Genomic DNA, 25,500 nt, shown 5'->3' with positions numbered 1-25,500 from the left:
AATCAGCCTTCTTCTGCAACTACCTCTTTCACCTCAGGCACCATTCGCTTTAGCAAGTTTTCGATACCATTTTTGAGGGTAATGGTAGATGAAGGACATCCACTGCACGAACCCTGAAGGGTCACTGTCACAATGCCATCTTTATAGGATGATAGCTTAATGGCCCCTCCGTCCATCTCTACGGCAGGTTTTATGTATTCTTCCAGCACACCTTTGATCTTTGCCTCCGCATCATCACCTGTCAGATCCGCATCAATATCATCCTTGATTTCTTCTGTAAGAATATCCTTGCCTTCCACCAAAAAATCCTTGATGAACTGCTGAACCTGAGCTTTCACCTCGAACCATTCGGTCTCTTCCTTTTTGGTAACAGTAATGAAATTGTTCATGTAAAACACCCCAGTCACAAAATCAAATGTCTCGAAGAGTGCCTTAGCTAAAGGCGCTTCTTTAGTTGATTCCGCATTTGGATAGTCCCTGCTTATACCCTCTGGCATCAGCATGAAGTTTACCACAAACTTCAGGGAATTGGGGTTTGGATTAGATTCTGTGTAAATATTGACCACTCTTGGCTGTTCTGTCGTCTGCATAGTTCGGAGGTTTAGCAATACAATTGTAAAGTTCGTAGAAAAGTTCGAAAGCAGGGTGAGGGCTCTGCGTTATCTAGTTACCATACTTACTGAATCGTTTATTTATCACCCTAAATCACAAAGTCATGGTCACTAAAAAATTGCAAATTTCGCTCATTGCATTTCTCACTCTTGCAGCACTTGGACTGTGCCTGCTCGTTTCCTATCTGATGCTTGCTTAGCTCTCCGGCTCCAGGTCACCTTCAGATTTTGCAATCAATGTAGCAACAGTAGCATCTCCGGTTACATTCACGACAGTCCTGCACATATCCAGGAACCGGTCTACCGGGAAGATGATAGCTACCCAGGCAGGATTCAGCCCCACAGACTGAAGCACTACAATCATCATAATAAGCCCTGCACTAGGCACGGCCGCCGCTCCAATGGATGCTAGTGAGGCCGTCAGCACAATAGTCAACTGCTGACTGATGCTGAGGTCTACAAAATGCAGCTGGGCCATGAAAATGACTGCCACTGCCTGATGAAGGCTGGTGCCATCCATGTTTACGGTGGCTCCTATCGGAAGCACAAAGCTGGAAATCTTCTTAGGAACCCCCATCCCTTTTTCCACACACTCCATGGTTACCGGAAGGGTGGCTGCACTGGAGCTGGTAGAAAAAGCCAGGAATTGGGCAGGGCTCATCTTTTGGAAGAACCCGGTATAGGAAAAGTCCTTTACAAAAATTTTAAGGATCAGTGGGTACATGATAAACACCACAAAAAACAGCCCACCAAGTAAGGTCAGGGAGTAAGAGCCCAACCCGATAAAAATCTCGAATACTTCTGCAGGTGTGTCGGCCATTTTTGCCACAACCCCTGCCAGCAATGCGAAAACGAAGAAAGGGGCAGCCTTCATCACCAAATCCACCATCTTGAGAAAGATGGCGTTGATGCTATCAATAAAAGCCACCACAGGTGCCACCGAATCCCGTGGCAGGAGCACAATGGTGATGCCAAAGAAGATAGCGAAGAAAATCACCTGGAGCATCAGCTGATTGTTGGAAATAGAAAGAATGATGTTTTCAGGCACCATATCTACCACAAACTGTAGCGGAGAGCTCTCTTTGGTTTTCTCGGCACGTTCCATTTTAGCCTCGAGATCCCTTTTTTCCTTCTCAGACATTTCACGTTCTGCCTGGGCTTCCGTCAGGTACTGGTTGTACTTAGGGTCAGACAAAAATGATTTGCCATCCCGCGGTATGTCCATACCATTATCCTGCCTCCAGATTTCATAGGAAAGCCTGTTTTTTATGCGCTGTGTTTCATCGATGTGTGATCCAGGTTTGATCACATTGACAAACAATAACCCGATCCCAATAGCCATAAATGTGGTGATCATGTACGCTGTGATGGTCTTTGCCCCCAATCTTCCCAAACTGGAAACATCACTGAGCCCTGAGATTCCGTTGATGATGGAAAAGAGTACAAGCGGAACTGCAATAAATTTTAGCAACCGGATGAAGATGGTCCCGAATGGATCGATCCAGTTGATGGTGAACTCATTCCATCCAAGATAGCTGGAAGCAAACGCCCAAATGGTGCCAAGAACCAGGCCTATTACAATTTTGGTATGTAAGGGTAATTTTTTCATTTTTAGTCATTTACATGCTCTCTCAGCACACTTTCGTCTATCGCATTTTCTGTGGAAGCAACAACCACGGAAACTGCCGCATCGCCACTAATGTTTACCATCGTCCTGATCATATCAAGTATCCGCTCGGGGGCCATGATCAAAGCAATACCTGCGGCTGGAATCCCAACGGCTTCAAGCACAATCACAAGCATGACCAACCCTGCGCCCGGTACTCCGGCTGTCCCAACTGCCGCCAAAGTAGCTGTCAAAACGATCATTAACTGGGAACTAAGTGACAAATCCAAACCCAATGCCTGAGCGATGAAAATAGCGGAAACTCCTTGATAAAGACTGGTTCCGTTCATATTGATGGTAGCACCCAGTGGCAACACGAAACTGCTCACTTCCTCTGAGACACCTAAGTGCTTTTCTACCCGATCCATAGTGACTGGAAGCGTGGCAGTGCTGGAGCTTGTACTAAAGCCCAAGAGCATCGCTGGTCTCATCCCTCTAAAAAAATCCAGGACATTGACTTTTGAAAACATGCGAAGAAGCAAGGGATAAATTACCACCATCATGATGAGCATACCGGCCACTACCGTCATGGAATACCAAAGAAGCGCGTAAAGCAGTTCCCAGGCCTTGGTGGGATCATCACCTGCAATTTCTATCATCAAAGATGCGATCAACCCAAAAACACCATAGGGGGCGATGAGCATGATAAACTCCACAACCTTCACGATTACGTCATTCAGACCATCAAAAAAAGCGATCACCGGCGCTCCTTTTTCTTTTGGAACTTTCAGCAGGGCTATGCCGATGATGATAGCGAAAAACACCACCTGTAGCATGGCACTATTACTCGTAGCTGCCAGAAAAATATTGTCAGGAACCATGTCTACCAATGGCTGAAGTGGCCCTCGGGATTTTACCTGCTCGGCAAAGTCGATCTTGCCTTCTGCGTTGGAATTGTACAGTTCCATCAGGTTTGTACGGGTCTCTTCCGGAAGCTTATGCCCGGGCTTCACAATTGCCACAATGGAAAGGCCGATGGTAATGGAGATCACTGTAGTTACGATGAAGATGAGCAGGGTCTTTCCGCCCATTCGGGTCAGCTTGGAGATATCCCCGATATTGGCCACCCCGATGATCAACGATGCAAGGACGAGTGGCACGGCGATCATTTTTAACCCGCGGATGAAGATGGTGCCAATTGGTTTGATGTAATCAATGGTGAAGCCGGAGAGCGACGGGAACTGTATGCAGATCATTCCGAATACAAGTCCCAGCGTCATGCCAATCAGGATTTTGGTATGAAGGGGTAGCTTTTTAATCATTTGTGAAGCTGATTATTGAGTTAGGTCAATGTTGTCTTAGCCTCGCAATTTATTGGTTTGAGCCAATAAATAGAAATCTGCCATGACAAGTGCTGACATTGCTTCCACGATTGGAACAGCTCGAGGCACCACACATGGATCGTGGCGTCCTTTTCCTTTCACAGTCACTTCATTTCCATCCTTATCCACTGAGGATTGATCCTGCATAATGGTGGCTACCGGCTTGAAGGCTACATTGAAATAAATATCCTGACCGTTGGAGATACCTCCCTGAATACCGCCAGAGTGATTGGTTTTTGTTTCAACTTTTTCTCCTGATTTTACGAACGCATCGTTGTGCGCCGAACCTTTCATTTTTACTCCCTCAAATCCACTCCCCAGCTCAAATCCTTTTACTGCGTTGATGGATAGCATGGCATGACCCAACGCTGCATTCAGCTTTCCAAAAAGTGGCTCTCCCAGCCCAACCGGGACATTGGAAATCACCCCTGTCACCACCCCTCCAATCGTATCCCTATCTTTTCTTGTTTGGTCAATCAGCTCGAACATTTCTTTTGCCATCTCCTCGTCCGGACATCTCACCTCATTGGAATCGATTTTGCCCAGATCAAGCTCTTCATAATTCTTTTGGAGCTTCAATTCTCCTACCTGAGAAACATAGGCCTGACATTTCACACCCGTCTGATCAAGTATCAGCTTAGCCACAGCCCCCGCAGCGACCCATCCCGCAGTAATTCGAGCAGAACTTCGGCCTCCTCCCCGGTAGTCCCGTATTCCATACTTTTCCTGGTAAGTGAAATCCGCGTGAGACGGCCGATAGACCTCTTTGATATGATCGTAATCTTTGCTCTTCTGATCTTGATTCTTGATAAGAATGGTAATTGGTGCGCCTGTTGATTTTCCTTCAAAAACCCCGGAAAAAAACTCAAATTCATCGCCCTCATTTCGCTGGGTGGTGATACGGGACTGGCCCGGTTTTCTTCGATCCAGTTCTGATTGGATAAAAGTTTGATCCAATGAAATACCTGCCGGACATCCGTCAATGACCACACCCACACCAGGCCCATGCGACTCGCCAAAGGAGGTGATTTTAAAAATATTGCCGAATGAGTTGCTCATTAAGATCAGGATGCCTTTTTAAACAGCATGTATGCTGTGAAGGCCAAGGTTAAAGCAATAAAGATATTAACAATGATGATAACCCAGTCATTGCCATCGATCGTCCTTAGATCATTATCGGCTGTGGCGATCTGATCATAAAAATCTCCCAGATCATTTGAGGCGATGGATAAATTCTTTCTGCTCTCACCTCCTACCAAAACCGAATATTCGGATTTCAGCGTATCATAGGAGTCTGTTGACGGATTGAAATAAATCCATGAGAAAAAGTCTGATAGCTTGTACTCGCCAGGCTCATTTGGAATCGCATAGAAATCATAGCTTTTGATGCCTCGCACCTTTCCATTTGCTCGATTCACCTGCTGGGTCACGTTTGGCGCATAGAAATCAAATTCATCGCCTTTGTTTGGGTCTGGCGCTTCAATGGCGCTTACATTCCCTTCGCCCACAATGTTGAATTTATAGTTGAAGCTCTGGCCTGTTTCCAATTGGGTTTTGCTCACTTCCTCTTCCAGACGATAATTTCCCACAGCCACCTGCTCTTTTAATGGGTGCGGTGGCAAGTCCATTACCTTCACCTTTCGCTCTTTTGAATAAAAGGTCTCGTAATCTTCCTGCCTGTTTCTGCCAAAAAAAGACGGGTTCTTAGCCACCCTGTATTTGATCATTTTCAAACCGATGGACGGAAAATCAATGTCCTGAATGGTCAAGGGGTAATAGGCTGTTTGATAGATTTTGTACCGGGTGTAGTTTCTTCCTCCGATAGAGACCGGATCACCGGAAATCTGATCGATACTGAAATTTTCCTCCCAGCAATTTGGTGGCTTAACCGTTTTGACAATTTCTGTGATCTGATTGGCCAGATCATAAAACCTCATCTCTGCCCGGTTGGACTCTGCCACGTAAAAGGCGAGGGTCGCAGTAAATCCTTCTCCGACATACACTTCCTCTTTGTCCACCGAGAGGGCTACAAATGCATCGGCCTTGATATCTACAAATTCTTCCGGTTCTGACCGGTTGTTAAAAAGATCTTCAAATGGATCCCGTCCAAATGCGCTTCGTCTTAATTGCCGTTGTACAGCCTCTCCCACCACGATCTGCGTGCCTTCAGACTTTGCATCGTCCCCATTGATAGACATGGAAAAGGGCTGTAAAGTGAAGGTTCCTTGTTCAGTAGCCTGATAGTTTTGAGTGAGGCTTTGGGTGGATGACATTCTGCCATTCACATAGTTTGTCGTGGTGGATGATGAGGTACCTCGTTTGATAAATCCCTGAATTTCAGGGAACTCACTGTATTGCTTCAATCGGTCGTTTTCCACCTGAATAGTTACGGTAAAATACTGATTGATTCCAATTTCGTTTTGACCTAACTTAATGGAAACATCCTGAGCTAAGACGTTTGCCGCAGATACTAAGATGAGAGCACAACCTATCCAGAACTTGTTCGTTAATTTCATGTGTATTGTCTATTCAATGCAATCAGTAAATCGTATGATTCAATCGCGCTTGTTTCTTGTACGGTTCGATCTATTTAATCAACTAAATGCTATAATCAATCATTCGTCAGACCCAACGCCAAATTTAAGGTGAGGGTTTGATCATTAACAATTATTCACATGCTAGAGTACTTCAAAACTATTTTATCGAAAGTAAGCTTTGATAAGCGGCTGTTCGAGAAGGAACTCCGAAAGGCAATCAAAGCGCTGATCCCTGACGAGGTTCTTTTGTTGAAGGAATGGTGTTATGAAAAGTTTGGCAGAAGGTACAGGCCCATCCTTGCGGCTTGTTTTGCAGGATAATAAAAAGCCCCAATTCGTTTTGAACCGGGGCTTTATTTTTCAGGTTGGTCGGTTTTTATTTTTTTCCTTGTAGTCTTTTCAGGATTTGCTCCATGTGCTTGCCGGCGGCCTCTCTACCTCCCAATCCATATGATAATGCTACCGCAACCGCAATGGATCCCAGGGTAAGGCCAAAGGCCAGTTCCACAATACTATTAGCGATACCCATGGTGCGCAGCGCAATAGCAAGAAAGAGGCCAATGATTGCCACACGGGCTATGCCAGCTACGAACGTATTTTCACCTGTCGCATTCATGGATTTATGAATGACTGATCCAAGGAAGTTGCCCATCACCAAAATAATCAATCCAAAAAGCACATTTCCGGAAAGGTTCAGGATGGTATGCAACACTTCTGCCAGACGATCCAGCCCAAGCATCTCTACTCCCGAGATCACTCCAAAGAAGACCATGAAATAGAAAATGATGTTGGCCACAATGGTTGAAAGTTTTTGCTTGCCAAGCACTGACTTTAGCTGAAGTTTATCCACCAGCTTATCGATACCAATATTTGCCAGCAGGTCTTTCACAAAGGAAGTAATGAAGCGACCTCCCACCACGAAAATGGAGATAATGAGGATAGCGCCAATGATGTTTGGAACAGAGTCCAGCATCTGGTGAAGTACATTGTTCGCCGGATTAGTAATCGCCTCCAGATGAAGCGCATTCAAGCCTTGAATAATGAATGGAATAAATATGACAATGAAAACCACTTGCTGGATAAAATGCACCAGCTTGTCGGTCTCTTTAAAGCCCATATTATTGGCCAGCCGATCGAAGAAACTACCCGCCATTTTCACCAAATTGGAAATAAACTTGGCAATGATGTAGCCAATGAAAATGATGGCCATACCGGCAAGGATGTTCGGAATGAATCCAAGGAATTCATTAAGCATGTTTCTGATCGGATCCAGTACGTAGCTTACCCCGAGCATCTCCAACACGATCAGCAGGATGATGAGCATGAGGATGTAGTAGACCAGGTTGGCGATGAACTTGTTGGTATCCAAAATAGTATTACCAAGCAAGCGCTCGTCCCACTCGGTCTTTTTCATCAGGCCATGCACCACTTTTCTCATCAGTATTGCAAACAGCCATCCAATGATCAGTACAATTACTGCTCCCACTACGCCTGGTAGTGAATCACTTATTGTGTGGATCAATCGCTCTAAATAATCGGGCATATTCATGGTTAGATAGGTTTCGTTAAAAATAATCTTCTCTTAATCCAAATATAAGGATTAAAAACCCATCTAGCCATATTGGGCTAGTCCATTACCCTGCCATCCTCCAGCTGGATAATTCGGGAGCCGTATCCTGCAAATTTTTCGTTGTGGGTTACTTGAATGATAGTCATACCGTCTGCATGGAGCTGCTTTAGCACGTCCATCACCTCTTCGCCCTGACCTGAGTGAAGATTTCCTGTTGGCTCATCAGCAAGGAGTAATTGCGGTTTGCCGATAATCGCCCTAACCACTCCCACCAGCTGCTGCTGACCGCCGGAAAGTTGCTCTGGAAAGAGATCCTTTTTTGCTACCATGTTGAATTTATCGAGCATTTCGGCAATCATGCTTGCACGCTCTTTCCCCTTTACACCTCTGTAGATGAGTGGTGTTTCGATGTTTTCGTATACAGTAAGTTCATCGATCAGGTGGTAGGCCTGGAAAATGAAGCCGATATGCTCTTTGTGGATTCTTGAAATTCGCTTTTCCCTAAGCTTATGCACAGGCTCATCCATGAAGTAATATTCTCCTTCGGATGGCTTATCCAGCATTCCAATAATATTAAGCAAAGTGGACTTTCCTGAACCGGAAGGCCCCATAATGCTCACAAATTCACCTTCCTTAATTTCCAGATCTACGCCTTTTAAAATGAAGGTTCGCTGATACTTGGATTCGATGAATTTGCTAACGTCTTTTAGATTAATCATTGATTTGAGTTTTTTGACAAACTAAACCTAACGAATCCCATCAATTTTTGATGCATCTACTGAAAATTTCCCTTACAAAAGCTCATTGGCCAGGTTTGCCAGCTCTGATCTTTCTCCTTTTTCCAGAGTGACGTGGGCAAACATCGGGTGATCCTTGATCCGGTCAATCAAATAGGAAAGTCCATTCGACTGTGAATCCAGATACGGGGTGTCAATCTGATAAATATCTCCGGTAAAAATGATCTTTGTATTCTCCCCTGCCCTGGTGATGATCGTCTTCACCTCATGTGGAGTTAGGTTTTGAGCCTCATCCACGATGAAAAAGATGTTTGACAAACTTCGACCTCTGATGTAGGCGAGTGGTGTGATCATGAGCTTTTCCTGATTTACCATGTCTGTAATGCGGGTAAACTCCTTATCATTTTCTTTAAACTGATGCTGTATAAATTTCAAGTTGTCCCACAATGGCTCCATGTAAGGATTCAGTTTTGATTTAATATCGCCTGGCAGGTATCCAATGTCTTTGTTGCTAAGCGGCACAATCGGTCGTGCCAGGTAAATCTGCTTGAAGTTTCGTCGCTGCTCCAGGGCGGAGGCCAGCGCAAGGAGTGTCTTCCCGGTTCCTGCCACTCCATTGATACTTACCAGCCTAATCTCTGGATTAAGCATAGCATGCATGGCAAAGGTTTGCTCTGCATTTTTTGGTTTGATCCCGTACACCGTTTGCTTTTCTACCTTCTCTACCAAATCTTCCTGAGGATTGTAGTACCCAAGCACAGAGTTTTTCTCACTTTTTAGAATAAAGTAGTTGTTGGCCGGGAATTTTTTCCGCTTCAAAATCTTCTTCCGATCGATGCGGTTCTTCTGAAAAAGCTCGTCGATATGTTCGGAATTGATATCCTCCAGCTCTGTTTTGCCGGTGGTGAGTGTATTGACATTTTTAATTTTGCCGGTCTCGTAATCCTCAGCCGTCAGCTCTAATGACTTGGCTTTCAATCGCAGGTTGATGTCCTTGGAAACCAGGATCACTTTTCGGTTTGGCTCCTGTTCCTTTACCGTAAGTGCTGCATTGAGAATGCGGTGATCATTCTTGCGGTCATTGAAAATCTGGGTAGCATCTATTGTGCTATCGGAATCCATAATCACTTTAAAGCAGCCCTTGGTTTTTCCATTCAATGGAATCCAGTCCTGTAGGCTGTGATCCTTGGCCAATCGATCCAGCAGACGGATAAATTCCCTGGCTTCAAAGTTTTTGGTGTCGTTTCCTTTCTTAAATTGATCAAGCTCCTCTAGCACTGTGATGGGCAATCCCACATCGTGCTCTGCGAAGTTGAGGATGGAATCATGAGAAAATAAAATGACAGAGGTGTCCAGAACAAAAATCTTCTTCGAAGAGGATTTAGCCATGCCGATGTGTGGTTTACAGTTCCAAAAAGGATTGACTGTAATATTGGAGTTTCGCCTGAAAAAAAGAAGTGAATAGGAAGGAATTTGACGAAAATTATTCCACTGGCATAAAGATATCACCGCCCTCCTTAGGCTCAATTTTTAAAGCACCGGATAAAGCCAAATGAATTAACTTGTTAGAAGCTAGCTTTTTATTCAGACCGCTCAGCTGTGCATATTCCTCAAGGGTAATTCCTGGTTGGCTTTCGAAATATTTAAAGAGCTCTCGGGTCTTTTCTTCAAACTCAATTGGGCTATAGTTGGTATTGGTTCGCTTCAAAATTTGCCTTACTTCATAGCTGGCCTGGATGGAGTGATCGGCTGACCGTACAAACGCTTTTCCGTACCTGTGGCGCTTGTCCAGAAATGCGAAATGGGGTTTGTTTTTGCTTTCCAAAATATGGTAGTGGAGAATCTCAATATCTTCTTTTACCTGAATAAACTCGACCTTAAAATCAATAGCCGGACGACACAACTCCCGGATGGCTTTGGTCAGCACGTACTCTTCATCTTCGGGGTATTTTAGGCCGGCGAGTGAGCCATCATCATTTACACCTATGAAAAGATGTCCTCCGAGCGTATTGGCAAATGCCACTACCTCCCGAATAATTTTTTCCGGGTGGTTGGCCTTCTTTTTGAATTCTACTATCTGGCCTTCTCCACCACGAATTAATTTAAGTATCTCTTTGACCTGCTCATTCATCATCCCCCATTTCCGGCATGGAAAACATACTTGTGAATAAATCTTTAAACTGCATGCCTTGCTGCAACTGATGCCTGCTCAGCAGGCTATATTCTGCCAATCCAAATAGCGCAAACTCCATCAAAAAGTACTTAAATCCTTCGTGGGAAGTCTTCTGATACTTGCTTACCAAGTCCTCCAAGCCCGGAATATTTTTCAACTCCTTCCGGTATTCTCTCTCGTCTGCATCGAAGGTGAGATCCACCATGTTTCCCTTTTCAAACCAGTCTTTAATCGGCTCATATGGATTGCCTTTTTCTTTCTTTCGCTCCTTTTCAGGATCAGGAAAATAATTGATAAACTGAGACCGAATGGCCTTCCCTACCAGATTATTGGCTACAATTCCCGGGCCCTCTTGCTCACCCTCATACACCAGCTCTACTTTTCCGGTGATAGATGGAATCACTCCGATGAAATCGGTAACCCGAACACTGGTTTTATTGTCACCACTTATAAGCATTCTCCGCTCACAGGCACTTACCAGATTTTCATAAGCTGAAATAGTTAGTCTGGCAGAGACCCCACTCTTCGCATCTACATACTCACTATCTCGAGCTTCAATAGCAATCTGCTCGATGAGGTCTTTCGCCAAGTCATAAATCTCGACTCCTTCTTCTTGTTCTTTAGCTATTCTTGCCTCCTGCTTAGTGATCTTTTTCCCAATTTCAATCGAAGATGGGTAATGCGTGATAATCTGGCTATCAATCCTGTCTTTAAGTGGTGTCACAATAGACCCTCTATTTGTATAATCCTCTGGGTTAGCCGTAAAAACAAACTGCACGTCCAATGGCATCCTCAATTTAAAACCGCGAATCTGGATGTCTCCTTCCTGTAGAATATTAAACAGGGCCACTTGAATTCTCGCTTGAAGGTCGGGCAGTTCGTTGATGACGAAAATGCCCCGGTGGGATCGTGGCACCAGTCCAAAATGGATCACTCGTTCGTCTGAATAGGGTAGTTTCAGGCTCGCTGCTTTAATGGGGTCTACATCCCCGATGAGGTCGGCGATAGTCACATCCGGGGTGGCCAGCTTCTCGGTGTACCGCTCATCCCGGTGCATCCAGCCAACCGGCACATCATCCCCAAGCTCGGCCACTTTTTCCCTGGCAAATTTGGAGATCGGATGAAGTGGGTCGTCATTGAGGGGAGCACCCTCTATTACCGGAATGTACTCATCCAAAAGCAATGTCATCATGCGGGCCATACGGGTCTTGGCCTGACCTCTGAGACCCAGAAAATTAATGTTATGCCGGGAGAGGATGGCACGCTCCACATCCGGTATCACCGTGTCTTCATATCCCCAAATCCCCTCGAAAATATTTCTTCCTTCCTTTTTGGCCTGAATCAAATTGGCTCTCAATTCCTCCTTGATGGATTGAGGGCTATACCCGGACTTTTTCAATTCGCCGAGCGTGCGGATCTTCCGCTTTTCTTCGGTGCTTAATTTCTGGTAGTGCATCAAAAGTTCTTTCTTCTATTTCTTCGATAATCTTCAAAAATGAGGTTGCCCAAGCCCTGTAAACTGCTGTAGTAGGCATTGCCATTATTTACCTCCGTAAACTCCCGCACAAATTGCTGTAAGTACGGATCAGAGGCAATCATAAATGTGGTGATAGGAATGTTGATCCGGCGGCATTGTGCAGCCAGGTTCATGGTTTTATTTAAAATCTTCGGATCAAGCCCAAAGCTGTTTTTGTAGTATTTGATCCCTTCTTTTAGGCAGGTGGGTTTGCCATCGGTGATCATGAATATCTGCTTGTTCTTATTCTTGCGTCTCCTCAGCAGGTCCATTGCCAACTCCAGTCCTGCTACCGTATTCGTGTGGTAGGGACCTACATTGAGATATGGTAAATCTTTGACTTCTATTTGCCAGGCGTCATTGCCAAACACAATCACATCAAGGGTATCCTTAGGATATTTTCGCCGAATCAGCTCTGCCAGTGCCATAGCCACTTTCTTGGCCGGAGTGATCCGGTCTTCGCCATAAAGAATCATAGAGTGACTGATGTCGATCATGAGCACTGTGGAGGTCTGCGTCTTGTACTCCTGCTCGCGAATCTCCAGATCATTTTCAGTGAGCATCAAGTCATTCAACCCGTGGTTGATCTGGGCATTTCTGAGACTCTCTGTCATCTCTATCTGCTCGATAGAATCCCCAAACTGGAACTCCCGATAGTCCGAAGTGATTTCATCACCGGCACCAGTATAATTTGTTCTATGGCTTCCCTTTCCTGATTTTTTCAGCTTACCGAAAATTTCCTCAAGCGCACTTTTTCGGATTTCCTGCTCACTCTTTGCCGTAATTCTAAACTCCCCCTTTTCGTTTTTATCGTCGATGTAGCCCTTTGCCCTGAGATCGTCGATAAAATTTCCAATGCCATATTCTGCATTGGAAATCCCATGCTCCCGATCCAGGTTAGTCAGCCAGCTCAGGGCCTCATTCACATCTCCCGAGGTGATTACAAGTAGCTGAAGAAAAATATTGAGCAGGTTATCAAACGTGCTTTGCTCCTTATTTTTCTCAGGAATGAATTCAGTAAATCGGTATCCGATCATAGCATTAACTTAACCAAAAACCTCAAAGAATGATTTCCAATCTTGGCAGAATAATGAAATGAGAATTTTTTGAGTTAAATTAACAGACAATAATCATCAGATTAATGCCTGGTAGAAGACCCATACTCGCATCATTGATCACCAATTTGTTTTGGGGAACAAGGGATTTCTTATTCAAAGCTACGTTGGAGCCGGCTTCTCCCGAAAAGCGGAAACAAAAGGAAGCTGCCAAAAAGGCCAAAGAAGAAAAGGGTAAAAAAAGCTAAATCCTACTTTCTTGGCATGGTACGAAACACCACATCCCAGAGTGGGGATGATACGCCAAATGCACTCTCTGGCTCCTTATAATGGTGGATACCGTGATGCACCCAAAGAATCTTCCAAAAGTTTTTAGGTGGCTGGAATGCATGCACCATGTAATGAACCCAAAGATATGCTGCGTATCCGATCAGGAATCCAGGTAGGAATGCAAACACCAGGTTACCCATGAATAGCTTGAAGAAGAAGAAAAATCCTGTAGCCAAAGTGATGCTCAATGGGATGGGCATAGCCAATCGGTCCTTATCCTTGGGATAGTCGTGATGTACCCCATGTACTGTATAGGCGAATTTCTCAGCCTTCTCAGTAGTGGGTGGGAGGTGAAAAAGAAATCTATGCATGATGTATTCCACTAAAGTGAAAGACAACAGTCCGGCAAAAAACAAGCCTATCGCTGTTAAAGTAGTCAGGTAGGATTTATCGAATCCATAGATCATCAAACCGGTAGAAATAATCGTAAACACAACAAGCGGAATCGCAATATGAGTTCGTGTAAGCCTTTCCATGAACTTGTTCCTGAAAAGTGCTTTCGTTCCTTTTGCGTGTGGCTTATTCTTTAATTCCATTGCTTAGTTTTCTTGAGGGCAAAATTAGGGAAAAACAACCCTAAATTTTTATAAACTCTCTGATAAAGACTTTTGATGTTTTTCTAAAACAGACTGATAAAACGTCTCGTATTTTGGTAAAATATTTTTGATGTCAAATTCTTTGGCACGGGCTAGTGCGCCTTGCTTGAAAGACTCCAGATTTTCATTGTCTAAAATGTGGATTGCGCGTTTCACCATCGCATCAATATCCCCAACTTCACACACATAGCCAGACTTTCCCTCGAGGTTTAGTTCAGGAAGACCACCGGCATTAGAAGATACCACTGGTACTTCGCAGGCCATTGCCTCCAGGGCAGCCAAACCAAAACTTTCTTTTTCGGAAGTCATAAGGAAAAGATCGCTTACAGAAAGCACTTCCTCCACGGCTTCCAGTTTACCTAAAAACCGGATGTCCTCTGTGCAAATCTCCCTCGCCATATCTTCCATCCTTTTGCGCTCAGGGCCGTCACCAATCAACAAAAGTTTAGACGGAACTACTTTTCTGAGTTCGCAAAAAACCTTCAAAACATCATCGACCCGCTTCACTTTTCGGAAATTGGAGGTATGTACCACAAGCTTCTCATCGTTTGGACAAATGGCCTTTTTGAAATGTTCCTTGGGCTGCTTCTTAAATCGATCCAGGTCAATGAAGTTGGGTATTACCTCAATCGGGACGCTAATGTCAAAATGCTCCAGCGTATCCTTCTTCAGGTCTTCTGAAACTGCCGTCACCCCATCCGACTGGTTGATAGAAAAAGTGACCACTGGTTCGTTTGTGGCATCCTTTCCCACAATTGTGATGTCTGTGCCGTGCAGTGTGGTGATGAATGGAATTTCATATCCTTTGGTCTTCAAAATCTGCTGAGCCATATAGGCCGCTGAAGCATGAGGCACTGCATAGTGTACGTGCAGTAGATCCAGCTTCTCATTGAGTACCACATCTACCATTTTGCTGGCCAGTGCCAGCTCATACGGTGCATATTGAAATAACGGGTAAGATTTTACACTTACTTCGTGATAGTAAAGGTTGGGGTTGAAGAAATCGAGACGGGTGGGCTGGGAGTAGGTGATGAAGTGGATTTCATGGCCCTCCTTGGCCAATGCCTTTCCGAGCTCTGTGGCTACCACACCACTGCCCCCATACGTGGGATAACATACAATTCCTACCTTCATCTATTTGATCAATTTCTTCAAGGGTGTTTAACCACCACTTTCACGAATAAGTTTCATTGGTTGAGATTTCATCAATTGACGCTTCGAATGGATTGGTAAATCACATCATGAATGGTCGTCCGGGTGTTGAGTTCGCCAAGCTTCCAATTGTTCGCATCAGGATAGATTCGGTTGGAAAGAAAGACATAGATAAGGTCTTCTTCCGGGTCGGCCCAGACCATCGTACCAGTAAATCCTGTATGGCCAAAGCTTTGATCACTTGCCAGCCTGGAGGCCGAGTCTTTCTTGCCGTCCTTTTTGTCCCACGCAAGTCCACGGCGATTGTTTTCGAAGTACCGGAAATTGAACTGATCAAGTGTCTCTTTTGATATGTATTGTCTGCCTCCATAATATCCATCATTTAGGAACATGGACATCATTTTGGCCATATCCAGTGCGGTGGAAAATAAACCGGCATGACCTGCCACTCCTCCAAAAACCAGGGCATTGCGATCGTGCACCTCTCCCCATACCTGGTAGTTTCTGTACCGCTGATCGTATTCTGTCGGAGCAATATCACGAGGTGAAATACCGTTTCGAATAGGGTTAAATGCAGTGTGTTTCAAACCCATCGGCTGGTAGAAATTCTCAATCACAAACTGATCAAACGGCACACCAGAAACCCTCTCCACCAGAAGGTGCAGGATCATGAAGCCCAGATCGCTATAATTATATTCCGAAGGATTTTTAATCAGCTTGGAACGAACGATGAAGCTTTTCAGTGAATCGAGCATAATCGGATCTGGCTCCAATCCATAGGTTCGGATGTCCTTCGCCTCATCCTCAGGAGTTTTGTAGTAAAAGGCATCCAGCCGATCGCCATCCATCATCATACTCCAGAATGGCACGTAGGAAAGCAAGCCAGCATTATGCGCAAGTAGCTGCCTAATGGTCACCTGGGATTTATTGGATTTGCTAAATTCTTTCAAATAGCTGCTGAGGGAATCGTCAAGATGGATTTTTTCCTGATCCACTAAGAGTGCAATCGCAGGAAGGGTGGCCACTACTTTTGTGACGGAAGCAATATCATAAATGGTTTTTTTTGAAACTGGCTGCAGGCTATCGTAGGTGAAATGTCCGTATTCCTTTTCCAGCACCACTGATCCGTTTTTCACCACTGCCACCTGCATTCCCGGGGTTGCAAATTTCTTAATTGCATCATTAGCCAGTGAATCGATCCATTGAAGGTGATACGAATCAAGACCTGACCACTCTGGACCTGCGTATCCGAGATATCCGTAATTTCTGATCTGTCGTGCCCCTTTCAGAGAGCTTCTCCCCTTGATGCCATTAGCCCCAAAAAGCATTTTTCCGACCAATACATCTTGATCAGCTATCTCTAACTTGGGCAATAGCAGTGTGGTGACATCTGAATTTTGCGGCTCGTATCCAATCACAATGTCACCTTCCATGACCTTCTCCTTTTCATTCCTCAAATCCACAATACACGGCACTCCTGAAACCCGATAACCGAGGACCGTGGTATACTGGCTTAGCCTTCTCTTTAGCGGCTGATCCGTCCCGATGTAGGAAATCCGGTGATCCTGCAAGGGGAATCTTTCATGGGGGTCAATGGCAATTGTGCTGGCTGTGAAAATGGAATTGGTCAACGAAGGGGGGAGTTCGAAAGCAGGTATAAACTCCACCAACTTTGCTGCTCTTAACCTGGTATAAAAAGATAGCCGTTCATCATCGTCCAGTTTGTCGCTCCACTTGCTCAGTTTCTTTGTACTCTCATCCTGAGCTGTCACCCAGATGGTTGGAGTAGCGTCTGCCTCACTCTCAAATTCGCGCCTGGTATCAGGCAAAGAATAAGAAAGCGAAGATTTGTGCAAAAAGTAAAAAGGTGAGTGCTTGTTGGCCTCCCGAATTACCTCTTTCTCAAACAGTGAGAGACTGATAGTGTCCGGCAATACCATGTGATTGATGCCATACGTGCGACCAAAACTTTCCAGGAAACCATAATAATCCTGTCTTAGCTGAGGCTCCCCGATTGCTGCCAGAGTGGTGAGATTGGGAAGGTCAATGTTATCGTCCGGTAGTGGATCAAATGCCTTATCCAACTGGATAGCAACAAAATAATCTTCGTCTTCAAGGAATTGGCGGGCGTAAGGAGCCCACTCCCTGAAGTAGAGTGTGGAGTTTTTCCTGTGTTTGATTGCCTTATAAAAGGAGCTACCGTCGATCCAGACCTCCTCGTTGGGTTCTGTATCGAGTGCATAACCGGAGATGCATATGAGAATGAATACTATTTGGAGATAACCTCTCATAAACGCTATTATGACATTAAATTTGAACAATTTTTCATTCATGTCGTGTTCTATAACACAACATTCGACAATTATTATACCCAATGCGATTTCCTTCTCTTTTTCGTCTACCAAAGCATCAGCAGTTTCGAATACAGCCAAGGTATTACGATCCCGTGAAGGAGGAGATCAGGGAGCGAACTGAACGAATCAAAGAAAGGATGGATGGGAGCGAACCGAATGAATACCATTCTTCTAAAATCTCTTTCAAAAGAAAAACGCAATCAGCACCTGCCACTTCCATGATACAGCTGGGGATTGCTGCACTGCTTGGCGCAATGGTGCTAGGATGGCTCCAGTTTGGTAATGATGTATTTTATTACCTCCTCTGGCTGCTGGTACCGATTTACCTGATTTACAGACTCAAATCTTTCAGGAGACGCAAATGAGTGACATTATTCACTTATTGCCCGATAGCATTGCCAACCAGATTGCTGCTGGTGAGGTAGTACAACGCCCTGCATCAGTGGTGAAGGAGATGCTGGAAAACAGCGTGGATGCCGGCGCTACATCTATTAAGCTAATTGTGAAAGATGCAGGGAAATCACTCATCCAGGTAGTGGACAATGGATGCGGGATGAGTGGAACGGATGCACGTATGAGTTTTGAGCGGCATGCTACTTCCAAGATCCGGACCTCAGAAGATCTTTTTAAGATTAGAACCTTGGGATTTCGAGGCGAGGCGATGGCTTCTATTGCTGCGGTGGCGCAGGTGGAACTGAAAACACGTCAGGCAGAAGATGAACTTGGCACCCAGCTTATCATCGAGTCTTCTGAGGTAAAAAGCCAGGAGCCAATTGCTTACAACCAAGGCACGTCCATTTGTGTAAAGAATCTTTTCTACAATGTGCCGGCTAGAAGAAATTTCCTAAAATCAAACCCTGTTGAACTTCGTCACATCAATGATGAATTTCAACGGGTAGCGCTTTCTAATCCGGAAATTGCATTCAGTATGGTGCAAAATGATCTGGAAACATACAAGCTGGATGCCGGGAAGCTGAGCAAGCGAATTGTCCAGCTTTTTGGAAAAATCTATCAGCAGCAGCTGGTGCCATGCAGCGAAGAAACGGATTTGGTAAAGGTCACAGGGTATGTTGGTAAACCGGAAAACGCCAAGAAAACCCGAGGTGAGCAATTCTTTTTTATCAACAATCGGTTTATCAAAAACAGCTACCTCAACCACGCTGTGACCCGTGCGTATGAAGGGCTTCTAAAAGAAGACTACTTTCCTTTTTATGTACTCTTCATCGAGATTGATCCGGTGCATGTGGATATCAATGTGCATCCCACCAAGACCGAAGTAAAATTTGATGATGACCGGATGCTTTATGGAGTGATCAACTCTGCTGTGCGTCAGGCGTTGGCTTCCTTCAATGTCACTCCCTCTTTAGATTTCTCTTCGGATGTCAGTTTTGAGCATCTCAACTTCCAGCGGGAAAATCAGTCAGCAACCTCAAAGAAAGACCGGGACTACAGCTCATTCCGGTCGCTGGAGAGCAACCAGGAGCGGCTGGACAAGCTGAATGAACTGTATGCTTCAGCTTCTCAGGAGGAGATCGCCACCATTGAAGAGGCTGAGAAAGAGCGGGTGGTACAGACCACCTTCACCAGCTCCATGAACCAGCCGGTGGAGCAGGAGGAAAAAAAGCCAACTTATCACCTCCATGGACGTTATTTGCTGAGGCAAGTGAAGAGCGGGATGGTGGTGTTGGACAAAGTTTCGGCGCTGGAGCGAATCCTTTTTGAGCAGTATCAGCGCTCCATGAAGTCCGGATCGGGCACTTCTCAGTCGTGCATGTTTCCACAGCAGGTTGCGCTTAACCCCTCGGATTTTGCGCTTACGATGGAACTAAAGGAGGAGATCAACCAGTTGGGGTTTGAGTTTGAACAGATGGGCGAGAGCATGGTGATGATCCAGGGCATCCCTGCTGAGCTGGCACCCTGCAACGAAAAGGAGGTGTTTGAAGGTCTCATAGAGCAATACAAATTCAACGCTGAAAAGCTGAACCTGCCCAGGAATGAAAGCCTGGCACGAGCCCTGGCTAAGAGGACAGCCGGAAGCAGATGCAACAAGCTCAAGGAAGAAGAGATGGATCACCTGATGGATCGGCTCTTTGCCTGTGAGCAGCCAAATTATACCCCGGATGGCAATCCTACGTATGTTTTGGTTAGCTTAGAGCAAATAAATGAATGGTTTAGGAAAAGCTAGAAGTTGGAGGTAAGAAGCTCAAAAGTTGTATGATTTGCTTCAACTTTGAAACCAAAAAATATTAAAACTAAGAGATAAATAACGTGTTTAGAAGACTCACCCCCGTAGCAAAAAATATCCTGATCATCAATGTGGCAATCCTGCTGCTTTCCTCGCTTTTGAGGCTCCCAATCAATGACTGGTTTGGTTTGAGGGTGGTCTATTCAGCAGAGTTTGCCCCTTACCAGTTTCTCACCTACATGTGGCTGCATGGCGGCATGTGGCACTTGTTTGGAAACATGATCGCAGTGCTGGTTTTTGGCCCCATGCTGGAAATGGTGTGGGGATCCAAGCGATTCCTGATCTTTTATCTGGTATGCGGCATTGGTGCCGGAGTACTCTATGGCGTGGCTGATGCGGTGGAAAAGCTGCCATTAAAAAATGCGGCAGAGGCATACATGGAAAACCCCAGTCCGGAAGCATTTGAGAAATTTATTATCAAGAATAAATCCTTTATCAATGTCGCTCGAGGTGGAGAATTACTTGACCTTTATTACGAAAATCCGGCTTATGAATCTGAGACTGTAGCTGCTGTTAAAAGCATATATCAAGGTGTAATCACCAATGGAAATATGGTTGGGGCGTCCGGTGCTGTATTTGGAATCTTGTTTGCCTTTGCCTTTCTGTTTCCCAATACGGAACTGTTTCTGCTCTTTCCTCCTATCCCTATTAAGGCCAAGTATCTGGTGTTTTTCTATGCCATGTATGAGCTTTATGCAGAGTTTAACCGAATGCCGGGAGACAATGTGGCACATCTAGCCCACCTGAGTGGAATGCTGATTGCATTTATTTTGTTGAAATTCTGGAAAAACGACACCCGAAGATTTTACTAGACGATGAACGGAGGAATAAAGGAAGAATTTTCGAACGCCTGGAGCAAGCCAAACAATGCGGTGGTCCAGATCATTTTGATCAACGCGATTGTGTTTGTGGCCGCTCGTGTGTTCAAGGTGTTCTTTGACCTAAGCGGTGCAACGGATACCTTCTTTTGGATTTTCAGAAAGCTGCAGTTGCCAGCGGATGTAGGCGCACTGCTCCTGCAGCCATGGAGCCTGGTTACCTATTTTTTCACCCATTATGATTTCTTTCATGTCCTTTTTAATATGTTGTTCCTCTTTTGGTTCGGGCGAATCATTCAGGAGTTTTTGAATAGTAAGCGAGTGATCGCGCTCTATGTGCTGGGAGGACTGGCCGGCGGACTGCTTTATATTTTCATATACAATTTCCTCCCGTTCTATGCGGATCGTGTAACCGAATCGATGATGCTGGGAGCCTCTGCCGGGGTTTATGCGATTGTGGTAGGAGCAGCCGTATTCATGCCCAACTATACGTTTTTCTTGCTTTTCATCGGCCCGGTCAAGATCAAGTACATTGCAATTTTCTATGTGTTCATGTCGTTCATCGGGACTACCGGATCAAATGCAGGAGGCGAGATCGCTCACATGGGCGGAGCGCTAGTCGGCTGGGTGTACATCTCACAGCTCAACAAAGGAACCGACCTGGGTAGCTGGGTGATCTCATTCATTCACTTTGTGAAAAGTATGTTTAAGCCTCAGCCAAAAATCAAAGTGACCCACCGGTCCGGCAATAGAAGGCCAAGTCAAGAGACAGCTTCCCAATCATCCGGTGGGGACAAGACTCCTCAAGCTGAAATCGACGCAATTCTGGATAAGATTTCGGAGAAAGGATACGAAAGCCTCACCAAAGATGAAAAGCAAAAGCTTTTCAATGCAAGCAAGAAGTAGCACAGATTTTGCTATTGCCTTGATAAATAAAAAACTATGAGCCGGTATTTATTGATCCTTCCGCTCCTATTCGTGTTGAGCTGTAAGGAAGACACTCCTACTTCAGATGATTTGCTAAGCCAGATGAATGGCATTTATGATGAGATTGAAGAGCTGATCATTACATCGTGTGAGTCCTCCGATGCATGTATCGCAAGCCCTATTGGCGTGAAGCCTTGCGGTGGGCCTACAAAATTCATTGTTCACTCAAGTGCCACGGATCAGCAAAAGCTGGACGACCTGATAGAGGAATACAATGAGCTAAACTCCCAATACAACGAACAAACAGGTATTGGCTCAGATTGTGCTCTTGAGACCCCTCCAAGCATGGATTGCATTTCTGGAGAATGTGCTGTGATTACGGATTAACCTAAGCCACTTTGCTCTTATTGGCCAGCTGCCCACAAGCCGCATCAATGTCTTTTCCTCTACTTCTGCGCACACTGGTGTGAATGCCTCCTTTGATCAAATGATTTGCAAAGCGATCAATGGTTTCAGGATCAGCCTTGGTGAATGACGCTTCGGAAATAGGGTTGTACTCGATGATATTGATTCGGACACCCGGCACTTTGCGCGCATACTTCAACAGCTTTTCTGCATCCTCAATGGAGTCGTTGAAGTCATAAAACAGGATGTACTCAAACGTGATGCGGTTGCCGGTTTTGTCATAGAAATAATTGAGCGACTGAAGCAGGGCCTCCAGGGTATTCGTCTCATTGATCGGCATGATCGTGTCGCGCTTTTTATCATCAGCCGCATGCAGTGAAAGTGCCAGGTTGAATTTCACTTCATCGTCTCCCAGCTTCCGGATCATTTTTTCAATACCAGCGGTAGAGACGGTGATGCGTTTGGGAGACATGTTCAGCCCGTCCTCTGCCGTGATCCGGTCGATTCCTTCCATCATGCCTTTATAGTTGAGCAATGGTTCGCCCATCCCCATAAAGACAATATTTGAAAGTGGCTTTTGGTAATGCTCCTCCGCCTGATCCCGAATCGCCACCACCTGATCATAAATTTCTCCGGCATCCAGATTTCGTTCGCGTTTCATATACCCGGTAGCACAAAACTTGCAGCTCAGCGAGCAGCCTACCTGGGAAGAAACACAGGCGGTCATCCGGTCATCAGCCGGAATCAAAACCCCTTCAATCAAGTGCTTGTCGTGCAGTCTGAATGCGGACTTGATCGTGCCATCATTGGACAGCTGCGAATTGTCGATGGTGATGTGATTGATGACAAATTCATCTTTGAGTTTATCCCGCAGTGCTTTGGAGAGGTTGGACATCTCATCGAAAGACTTGGCGGATTTCACCCAGAGCCATTCCCATACCTGTTTCGCCCGAAATTTCTTTTCCCCCTGGCTTTCAAACCAGGCAATTAACCCATCCAACGACTCTTTCCTGATGTCCTTCATGCTGCAAAGGTAGATTGATTTTCAGGAGCTTATCAAACAAGTGCTTTTTGATATTAACATCTTTTAAGGGTTGGGGGTACAACTATTTATTCTAAAATTCATCTATAGTACAAATAGCCACTACCATTGAAGAAGCAAATCATCAAAGATGACGAACTGATCCGTGTAACCCAGACACACTATGAGAAAGGGCTCCACATGCCACCACATACACATGAGTTTTCTGCTATCAGCCTGATCCTGAAAGGTGGATTTCAGGAACTAATAGACGGTGATTCAAGAGAAGTATGTCGGGCCAAGACACTTATTAAACCTGCTCATGTCCTTCATAGTGATCATTACGATGACGATTGCTCAATACTCTGCATTTACCTGAAGGATGAATCCATCATCGATACAAAAGCCAGAGATGTGCTGAAAGAATGGACGGGGATGTACGGGATCAACTGGAATACTTTTCAACCATATTTTAATACAGAAAGCTTGAAGGAACGCAAGCAAATCATCAATTCCTTTTTGGCACACCTGGGTACATCAAAAAATGCCTCCGATGAAATTCCCGAATGGATTTATCATATCAAATCCTATCTGGATTTGAACTTCACTCAAAACATCCAGACTTCTGAGCTGGCCGACAAATACGGGATACATCCGGTGTATCTGGCTCGTGTTTTCAGGAAGTACTACGGGTTAAGTATCAAAGACTATATCAAAAGTCTACGCATCAGAAACTCCATCGCTTCCATTTTTGAAAAAAAACAATCTCTTAGTCAGATCGCAGTTGGAAACGGATTTGCCGATCAGAGCCACTTTATCCGAAACTTTAAGCAGGAAGTAGGCACCACCCCAAAAGGTTTTAAAAAAATAATTGCCTGAGGTTTCATTCGTTCAATTTTTTCCTGCTGATAGGCCTTTCCTTTGGCCATAAACTTAAAATAAAGACTATGAAAAGAATCTTAACACTCTTTGTGCTGGCTGCTTTCTTCATCAAGCCTATTTCTGCGCAGGAGAAAAAACTGTTTGATGATTTTATCGAAAAAGCCATGGAAGCTGCACCCATGGTTCCCAGTATTGGGATTGCCGTGGTGAAGGATGGAAAAGTGGCCTACCTCAGCGCATACGGGGATGCGGATCCTGAGATGGGATTGAAGGCAACACCGGAAACAGCCTATTACATTGCTTCCATCACAAAATCATTTACCGGATTGCTTGGCCAGATGCTTGCAGATGAGGGAGTGATTAATTTGGATGCACCATTAACGACCTACAAACCATTCAGCAAAGTGAAGAACCGGGAGCTTTTTGAGGAGTTGACCATCCGGCATTTGCTGAATCATACCAGCGGATTGGAAAATGGCTACATCGTTTTCAGAGAAGCATACACTGGCGATAAGTCTAAGGAAATCCTGACAATGCTACTCGAAGAAAAAACGGAAAAAGGAAAAGTGGGTGAGTATGAATACAGCAACCTCGGCTACAATCTCTTTGCCCTACTCCTGGAAGCTGAGTTTGGCTGGAAGTGGCAGGACCTGCTCCAGGAAAAGATTTTTGGTCCACTAAATATGGAGCATACTTCGGCGTATGTTTCCAAGTCGGACAGGGAAAAGTGGAGCATGGCCTGGCCATATGTTGGCTATAGAAGCAACACTCCTGAGCGCTCCTACCTGATGAAAAATGATGCCATGATGCAATCGGCCGGTGGCCTGCTGTGCAGCCCTAAAGATGCCGCCAACTGGATGATGGCCTTCCTGAATGGAGGAAAACTCGACGGTGAGCAGGTGATCCCAAAATCACAAATTGAGGCTGTACTAAAGCCATCCGCAACATACGATCGGGAGGGTGATATTTTCAAAGACAGAGGCTATGGACTTGGCTGGGTCAATGCTGAATTTGGAGGAGAGCGAATCAACTATCATTTTGGCGGATACAATGGTTTTTTCTCTCATATTTCCATCATGCCGGAAAAGAATATAGGCATAGCAGTCTTTGCTAATGAGCCTGCATTTGGAGATAATGTTTCCAACTTAATTGCTTCGTATATCTATGATTATTACCTGGGGAATGTGGATGATGTCAATGATTACGATGAAAGAATCGAGGCGCTGAAGAAACGAATAACGGATGTTCAAACCAGTATAAATGCTCACTATGAAAAGATCAATGCAAGAGAGTGGCAACTCGAACTACCTAAATCTGAATACGCTGGCACCTATGAAAATAAGTACTTAGGCACGGTGAAAATCGAGGAGAAGAACGGAGATCTTCATGTGACCATGGGGCCTCTCAAAACCGTGGCAACACCATTTACAGATAAGAACTCCATTCGGATCGAATTTGCGGGCTCGGGAAATGTGTGCTCATTCAATGTGAAAAAGAACAAGGTAGTGAATATGAATTACGACGGAGATGTATTCGAACGGGTAAACTAACCCCTCAATTCTATTTATGAAATAGCGAATCCA

The 25,500-nt window shown here is 45.0% G+C and carries 24 protein-coding genes; 9 read left to right on the top strand and 15 right to left on the bottom strand.

Features of this window, described 5'->3' with window-relative positions:
• Nucleotides 1-2 precede the first annotated feature (2 nt).
• From RLN88_RS01855 to RLN88_RS01835, 5 genes are all read right to left on the bottom strand, one after another.
• Nucleotides 3-590 (bottom strand): NifU family protein, encoded by a 588-nt coding sequence (locus RLN88_RS01855; RefSeq protein ID WP_350219669.1) that lies wholly within the window; start codon nucleotides 588-590, stop codon nucleotides 3-5.
• Between the two features lie 217 nt (nucleotides 591-807).
• A complete protein-coding gene (locus RLN88_RS01850) occupies nucleotides 808-2,220 on the bottom strand; it encodes a dicarboxylate/amino acid:cation symporter (protein ID WP_350219668.1) in 1,413 nt (470 codons plus the stop codon).
• Between the two features lie 2 nt (nucleotides 2,221-2,222).
• Complete coding sequence (locus RLN88_RS01845; RefSeq protein ID WP_350219667.1) at nucleotides 2,223-3,539, bottom strand: dicarboxylate/amino acid:cation symporter; 1,317 nt, start codon at nucleotides 3,537-3,539, stop codon at nucleotides 2,223-2,225.
• Between the two features lie 36 nt (nucleotides 3,540-3,575).
• Entirely contained in the window at nucleotides 3,576-4,658 is a 1,083-nt protein-coding gene (gene aroC, locus RLN88_RS01840; protein WP_350219666.1) for a chorismate synthase, read from the bottom strand.
• A gap of 5 nt (nucleotides 4,659-4,663) precedes the next feature.
• Nucleotides 4,664-6,115 (bottom strand): BatD family protein, encoded by a 1,452-nt coding sequence (locus RLN88_RS01835; RefSeq protein ID WP_350219665.1) that lies wholly within the window; start codon nucleotides 6,113-6,115, stop codon nucleotides 4,664-4,666.
• A gap of 159 nt (nucleotides 6,116-6,274) precedes the next feature.
• On the opposite strand from RLN88_RS01835, the gene RLN88_RS01830 reads away from it, so the two are divergent.
• Nucleotides 6,275-6,457, top strand: coding sequence for a hypothetical protein (locus RLN88_RS01830; RefSeq protein WP_350219664.1), 183 nt, complete (start codon nucleotides 6,275-6,277; stop codon nucleotides 6,455-6,457).
• Nucleotides 6,458-6,512: 55 nt separating this feature from the next.
• On the opposite strand, the gene RLN88_RS01825 is transcribed toward RLN88_RS01830, so the two are convergent.
• The 6 genes from RLN88_RS01825 to RLN88_RS01800 all read right to left on the bottom strand — a co-directional run bounded on the left by RLN88_RS01825 (nucleotide 6,513) and on the right by RLN88_RS01800 (nucleotide 13,169).
• A complete protein-coding gene (locus RLN88_RS01825; protein ID WP_350219663.1) occupies nucleotides 6,513-7,679 on the bottom strand; it encodes a mechanosensitive ion channel in 1,167 nt (388 codons plus the stop codon).
• 83 nt (nucleotides 7,680-7,762) lie between these two features.
• Nucleotides 7,763-8,425 carry an ABC transporter ATP-binding protein gene (locus RLN88_RS01820; RefSeq protein ID WP_350219662.1) on the bottom strand — a complete coding sequence of 221 codons (663 nt, stop codon included), beginning with the start codon at nucleotides 8,423-8,425 and terminating at the stop codon, nucleotides 7,763-7,765.
• 72 nt (nucleotides 8,426-8,497) lie between these two features.
• Nucleotides 8,498-9,832, bottom strand: a complete 1,335-nt coding sequence (locus RLN88_RS01815; RefSeq protein ID WP_350219661.1) for a PhoH family protein — start codon at nucleotides 9,830-9,832, stop codon at nucleotides 8,498-8,500.
• Nucleotides 9,833-9,926: 94 nt separating this feature from the next.
• Nucleotides 9,927-10,577, bottom strand: a complete 651-nt coding sequence (locus RLN88_RS01810) for an AlbA family DNA-binding domain-containing protein (protein WP_350219660.1) — start codon at nucleotides 10,575-10,577, stop codon at nucleotides 9,927-9,929.
• Nucleotides 10,567-12,072 carry a sigma 54-interacting transcriptional regulator gene (locus RLN88_RS01805; protein WP_350219659.1) on the bottom strand — a complete coding sequence of 502 codons (1,506 nt, stop codon included), beginning with the start codon at nucleotides 12,070-12,072 and terminating at the stop codon, nucleotides 10,567-10,569. Before RLN88_RS01805 ends, RLN88_RS01810 begins: the two co-directional genes overlap by 11 nt.
• On the bottom strand, nucleotides 12,072-13,169 hold the full coding sequence (locus tag RLN88_RS01800; protein ID WP_350219658.1) for a vWA domain-containing protein: 1,098 nt from the start codon (nucleotides 13,167-13,169) through the stop codon (nucleotides 12,072-12,074). The genes RLN88_RS01805 and RLN88_RS01800 overlap by 1 nt, the downstream gene beginning before the upstream one ends.
• A gap of 104 nt (nucleotides 13,170-13,273) precedes the next feature.
• On the opposite strand from RLN88_RS01800, the gene RLN88_RS01795 reads away from it, so the two are divergent.
• The gene (locus RLN88_RS01795; protein WP_350219657.1) at nucleotides 13,274-13,435 is read left to right on the top strand and encodes a hypothetical protein; all 162 of its coding nucleotides are present in this window, start codon (nucleotides 13,274-13,276) and stop codon (nucleotides 13,433-13,435) included.
• Nucleotides 13,436-13,438: 3 nt separating this feature from the next.
• Here the strand turns inward: RLN88_RS01795 and RLN88_RS01790 are convergent, their stop codons facing one another.
• The 3 genes from RLN88_RS01790 to RLN88_RS01780 form a co-directional block, all read right to left on the bottom strand.
• On the bottom strand, nucleotides 13,439-14,053 hold the full coding sequence (locus RLN88_RS01790) for a sterol desaturase family protein (RefSeq protein ID WP_350219656.1): 615 nt from the start codon (nucleotides 14,051-14,053) through the stop codon (nucleotides 13,439-13,441).
• 48 nt (nucleotides 14,054-14,101) lie between these two features.
• Nucleotides 14,102-15,247, bottom strand: a complete 1,146-nt coding sequence (gene bshA / locus RLN88_RS01785; protein WP_350219655.1) for an N-acetyl-alpha-D-glucosaminyl L-malate synthase BshA — start codon at nucleotides 15,245-15,247, stop codon at nucleotides 14,102-14,104.
• Nucleotides 15,248-15,318: 71 nt separating this feature from the next.
• Nucleotides 15,319-17,556 carry a serine hydrolase domain-containing protein gene (locus RLN88_RS01780; protein WP_350219654.1) on the bottom strand — a complete coding sequence of 746 codons (2,238 nt, stop codon included), beginning with the start codon at nucleotides 17,554-17,556 and terminating at the stop codon, nucleotides 15,319-15,321.
• An 83-nt stretch (nucleotides 17,557-17,639) separates the two neighbouring features.
• Between RLN88_RS01780 and RLN88_RS01775 the strand changes: the two genes are divergently transcribed.
• The 5 genes from RLN88_RS01775 to RLN88_RS01755 all read left to right on the top strand — a co-directional run bounded on the left by RLN88_RS01775 (nucleotide 17,640) and on the right by RLN88_RS01755 (nucleotide 21,996).
• Nucleotides 17,640-17,984 (top strand): hypothetical protein, encoded by a 345-nt coding sequence (locus RLN88_RS01775; RefSeq protein WP_350219653.1) that lies wholly within the window; start codon nucleotides 17,640-17,642, stop codon nucleotides 17,982-17,984.
• Nucleotides 17,981-19,804 (top strand): DNA mismatch repair endonuclease MutL, encoded by a 1,824-nt coding sequence (mutL, locus tag RLN88_RS01770; RefSeq protein ID WP_350219652.1) that lies wholly within the window; start codon nucleotides 17,981-17,983, stop codon nucleotides 19,802-19,804. Before RLN88_RS01775 ends, mutL begins: the two co-directional genes overlap by 4 nt.
• A gap of 83 nt (nucleotides 19,805-19,887) precedes the next feature.
• Nucleotides 19,888-20,676: a rhomboid family intramembrane serine protease gene (locus tag RLN88_RS01765; protein ID WP_350219651.1), complete on the top strand. Its 789-nt coding sequence runs from the start codon at nucleotides 19,888-19,890 to the stop codon at nucleotides 20,674-20,676.
• A gap of 3 nt (nucleotides 20,677-20,679) precedes the next feature.
• Nucleotides 20,680-21,588 carry a rhomboid family intramembrane serine protease gene (locus tag RLN88_RS01760; protein ID WP_350219650.1) on the top strand — a complete coding sequence of 303 codons (909 nt, stop codon included), beginning with the start codon at nucleotides 20,680-20,682 and terminating at the stop codon, nucleotides 21,586-21,588.
• 36 nt (nucleotides 21,589-21,624) lie between these two features.
• On the top strand, nucleotides 21,625-21,996 hold the full coding sequence (locus RLN88_RS01755; RefSeq protein WP_350219649.1) for a hypothetical protein: 372 nt from the start codon (nucleotides 21,625-21,627) through the stop codon (nucleotides 21,994-21,996).
• Between the two features lies 1 nt (nucleotide 21,997).
• Here the strand turns inward: RLN88_RS01755 and rlmN are convergent, their stop codons facing one another.
• Nucleotides 21,998-23,038, bottom strand: coding sequence for a dual-specificity RNA methyltransferase RlmN (gene rlmN, locus RLN88_RS01750; protein ID WP_350219648.1), 1,041 nt, complete (start codon nucleotides 23,036-23,038; stop codon nucleotides 21,998-22,000).
• A 126-nt stretch (nucleotides 23,039-23,164) separates the two neighbouring features.
• Between rlmN and RLN88_RS01745 the strand changes: the two genes are divergently transcribed.
• Both RLN88_RS01745 and RLN88_RS01740 read left to right on the top strand, forming a co-directional pair.
• A complete protein-coding gene (locus RLN88_RS01745; protein WP_350219647.1) occupies nucleotides 23,165-23,914 on the top strand; it encodes a helix-turn-helix domain-containing protein in 750 nt (249 codons plus the stop codon).
• A gap of 68 nt (nucleotides 23,915-23,982) precedes the next feature.
• Complete coding sequence (locus tag RLN88_RS01740; RefSeq protein ID WP_350219646.1) at nucleotides 23,983-25,467, top strand: serine hydrolase; 1,485 nt, start codon at nucleotides 23,983-23,985, stop codon at nucleotides 25,465-25,467.
• Nucleotides 25,468-25,500 lie beyond the last annotated feature (33 nt).

The sequence above is a fragment of the Ekhidna sp. genome, from assembly GCF_040223195.1.
Classification (GTDB): Bacteria; Bacteroidota; Bacteroidia; order Cytophagales; family Cyclobacteriaceae; genus Ekhidna.
Note: the sequence above shows the minus strand (reverse complement) of the source record. Positions and strands in the feature narration are given on the sequence as shown.

Coding starts and splice junctions, on each gene's coding strand:
- RLN88_RS01855 (WP_350219669.1), bottom strand. CDS start 590: ATGCAGACGACAGAACAGCCAAGAGTGGTCAATATTTACACAGAATCT.
- RLN88_RS01850 (WP_350219668.1), bottom strand. CDS start 2,220: ATGAAAAAATTACCCTTACATACCAAAATTGTAATAGGCCTGGTTCTT.
- RLN88_RS01845 (WP_350219667.1), bottom strand. CDS start 3,539: ATGATTAAAAAGCTACCCCTTCATACCAAAATCCTGATTGGCATGACG.
- aroC (WP_350219666.1), bottom strand. CDS start 4,658: ATGAGCAACTCATTCGGCAATATTTTTAAAATCACCTCCTTTGGCGAG.
- RLN88_RS01835 (WP_350219665.1), bottom strand. CDS start 6,115: ATGAAATTAACGAACAAGTTCTGGATAGGTTGTGCTCTCATCTTAGTA.
- RLN88_RS01830 (WP_350219664.1), top strand. CDS start 6,275: ATGCTAGAGTACTTCAAAACTATTTTATCGAAAGTAAGCTTTGATAAG.
- RLN88_RS01825 (WP_350219663.1), bottom strand. CDS start 7,679: ATGCCCGATTATTTAGAGCGATTGATCCACACAATAAGTGATTCACTA.
- RLN88_RS01820 (WP_350219662.1), bottom strand. CDS start 8,425: ATGATTAATCTAAAAGACGTTAGCAAATTCATCGAATCCAAGTATCAG.
- RLN88_RS01815 (WP_350219661.1), bottom strand. CDS start 9,832: ATGGCTAAATCCTCTTCGAAGAAGATTTTTGTTCTGGACACCTCTGTC.
- RLN88_RS01810 (WP_350219660.1), bottom strand. CDS start 10,577: ATGATGAATGAGCAGGTCAAAGAGATACTTAAATTAATTCGTGGTGGA.
- RLN88_RS01805 (WP_350219659.1), bottom strand. CDS start 12,072: ATGCACTACCAGAAATTAAGCACCGAAGAAAAGCGGAAGATCCGCACG.
- RLN88_RS01800 (WP_350219658.1), bottom strand. CDS start 13,169: ATGATCGGATACCGATTTACTGAATTCATTCCTGAGAAAAATAAGGAG.
- RLN88_RS01795 (WP_350219657.1), top strand. CDS start 13,274: ATGCCTGGTAGAAGACCCATACTCGCATCATTGATCACCAATTTGTTT.
- RLN88_RS01790 (WP_350219656.1), bottom strand. CDS start 14,053: ATGGAATTAAAGAATAAGCCACACGCAAAAGGAACGAAAGCACTTTTC.
- bshA (WP_350219655.1), bottom strand. CDS start 15,247: ATGAAGGTAGGAATTGTATGTTATCCCACGTATGGGGGCAGTGGTGTG.
- RLN88_RS01780 (WP_350219654.1), bottom strand. CDS start 17,556: ATGAGAGGTTATCTCCAAATAGTATTCATTCTCATATGCATCTCCGGT.
- RLN88_RS01775 (WP_350219653.1), top strand. CDS start 17,640: ATGCGATTTCCTTCTCTTTTTCGTCTACCAAAGCATCAGCAGTTTCGA.
- mutL (WP_350219652.1), top strand. CDS start 17,981: ATGAGTGACATTATTCACTTATTGCCCGATAGCATTGCCAACCAGATT.
- RLN88_RS01760 (WP_350219650.1), top strand. CDS start 20,680: ATGAACGGAGGAATAAAGGAAGAATTTTCGAACGCCTGGAGCAAGCCA.
- RLN88_RS01755 (WP_350219649.1), top strand. CDS start 21,625: ATGAGCCGGTATTTATTGATCCTTCCGCTCCTATTCGTGTTGAGCTGT.
- rlmN (WP_350219648.1), bottom strand. CDS start 23,038: ATGAAGGACATCAGGAAAGAGTCGTTGGATGGGTTAATTGCCTGGTTT.
- RLN88_RS01740 (WP_350219646.1), top strand. CDS start 23,983: ATGAAAAGAATCTTAACACTCTTTGTGCTGGCTGCTTTCTTCATCAAG.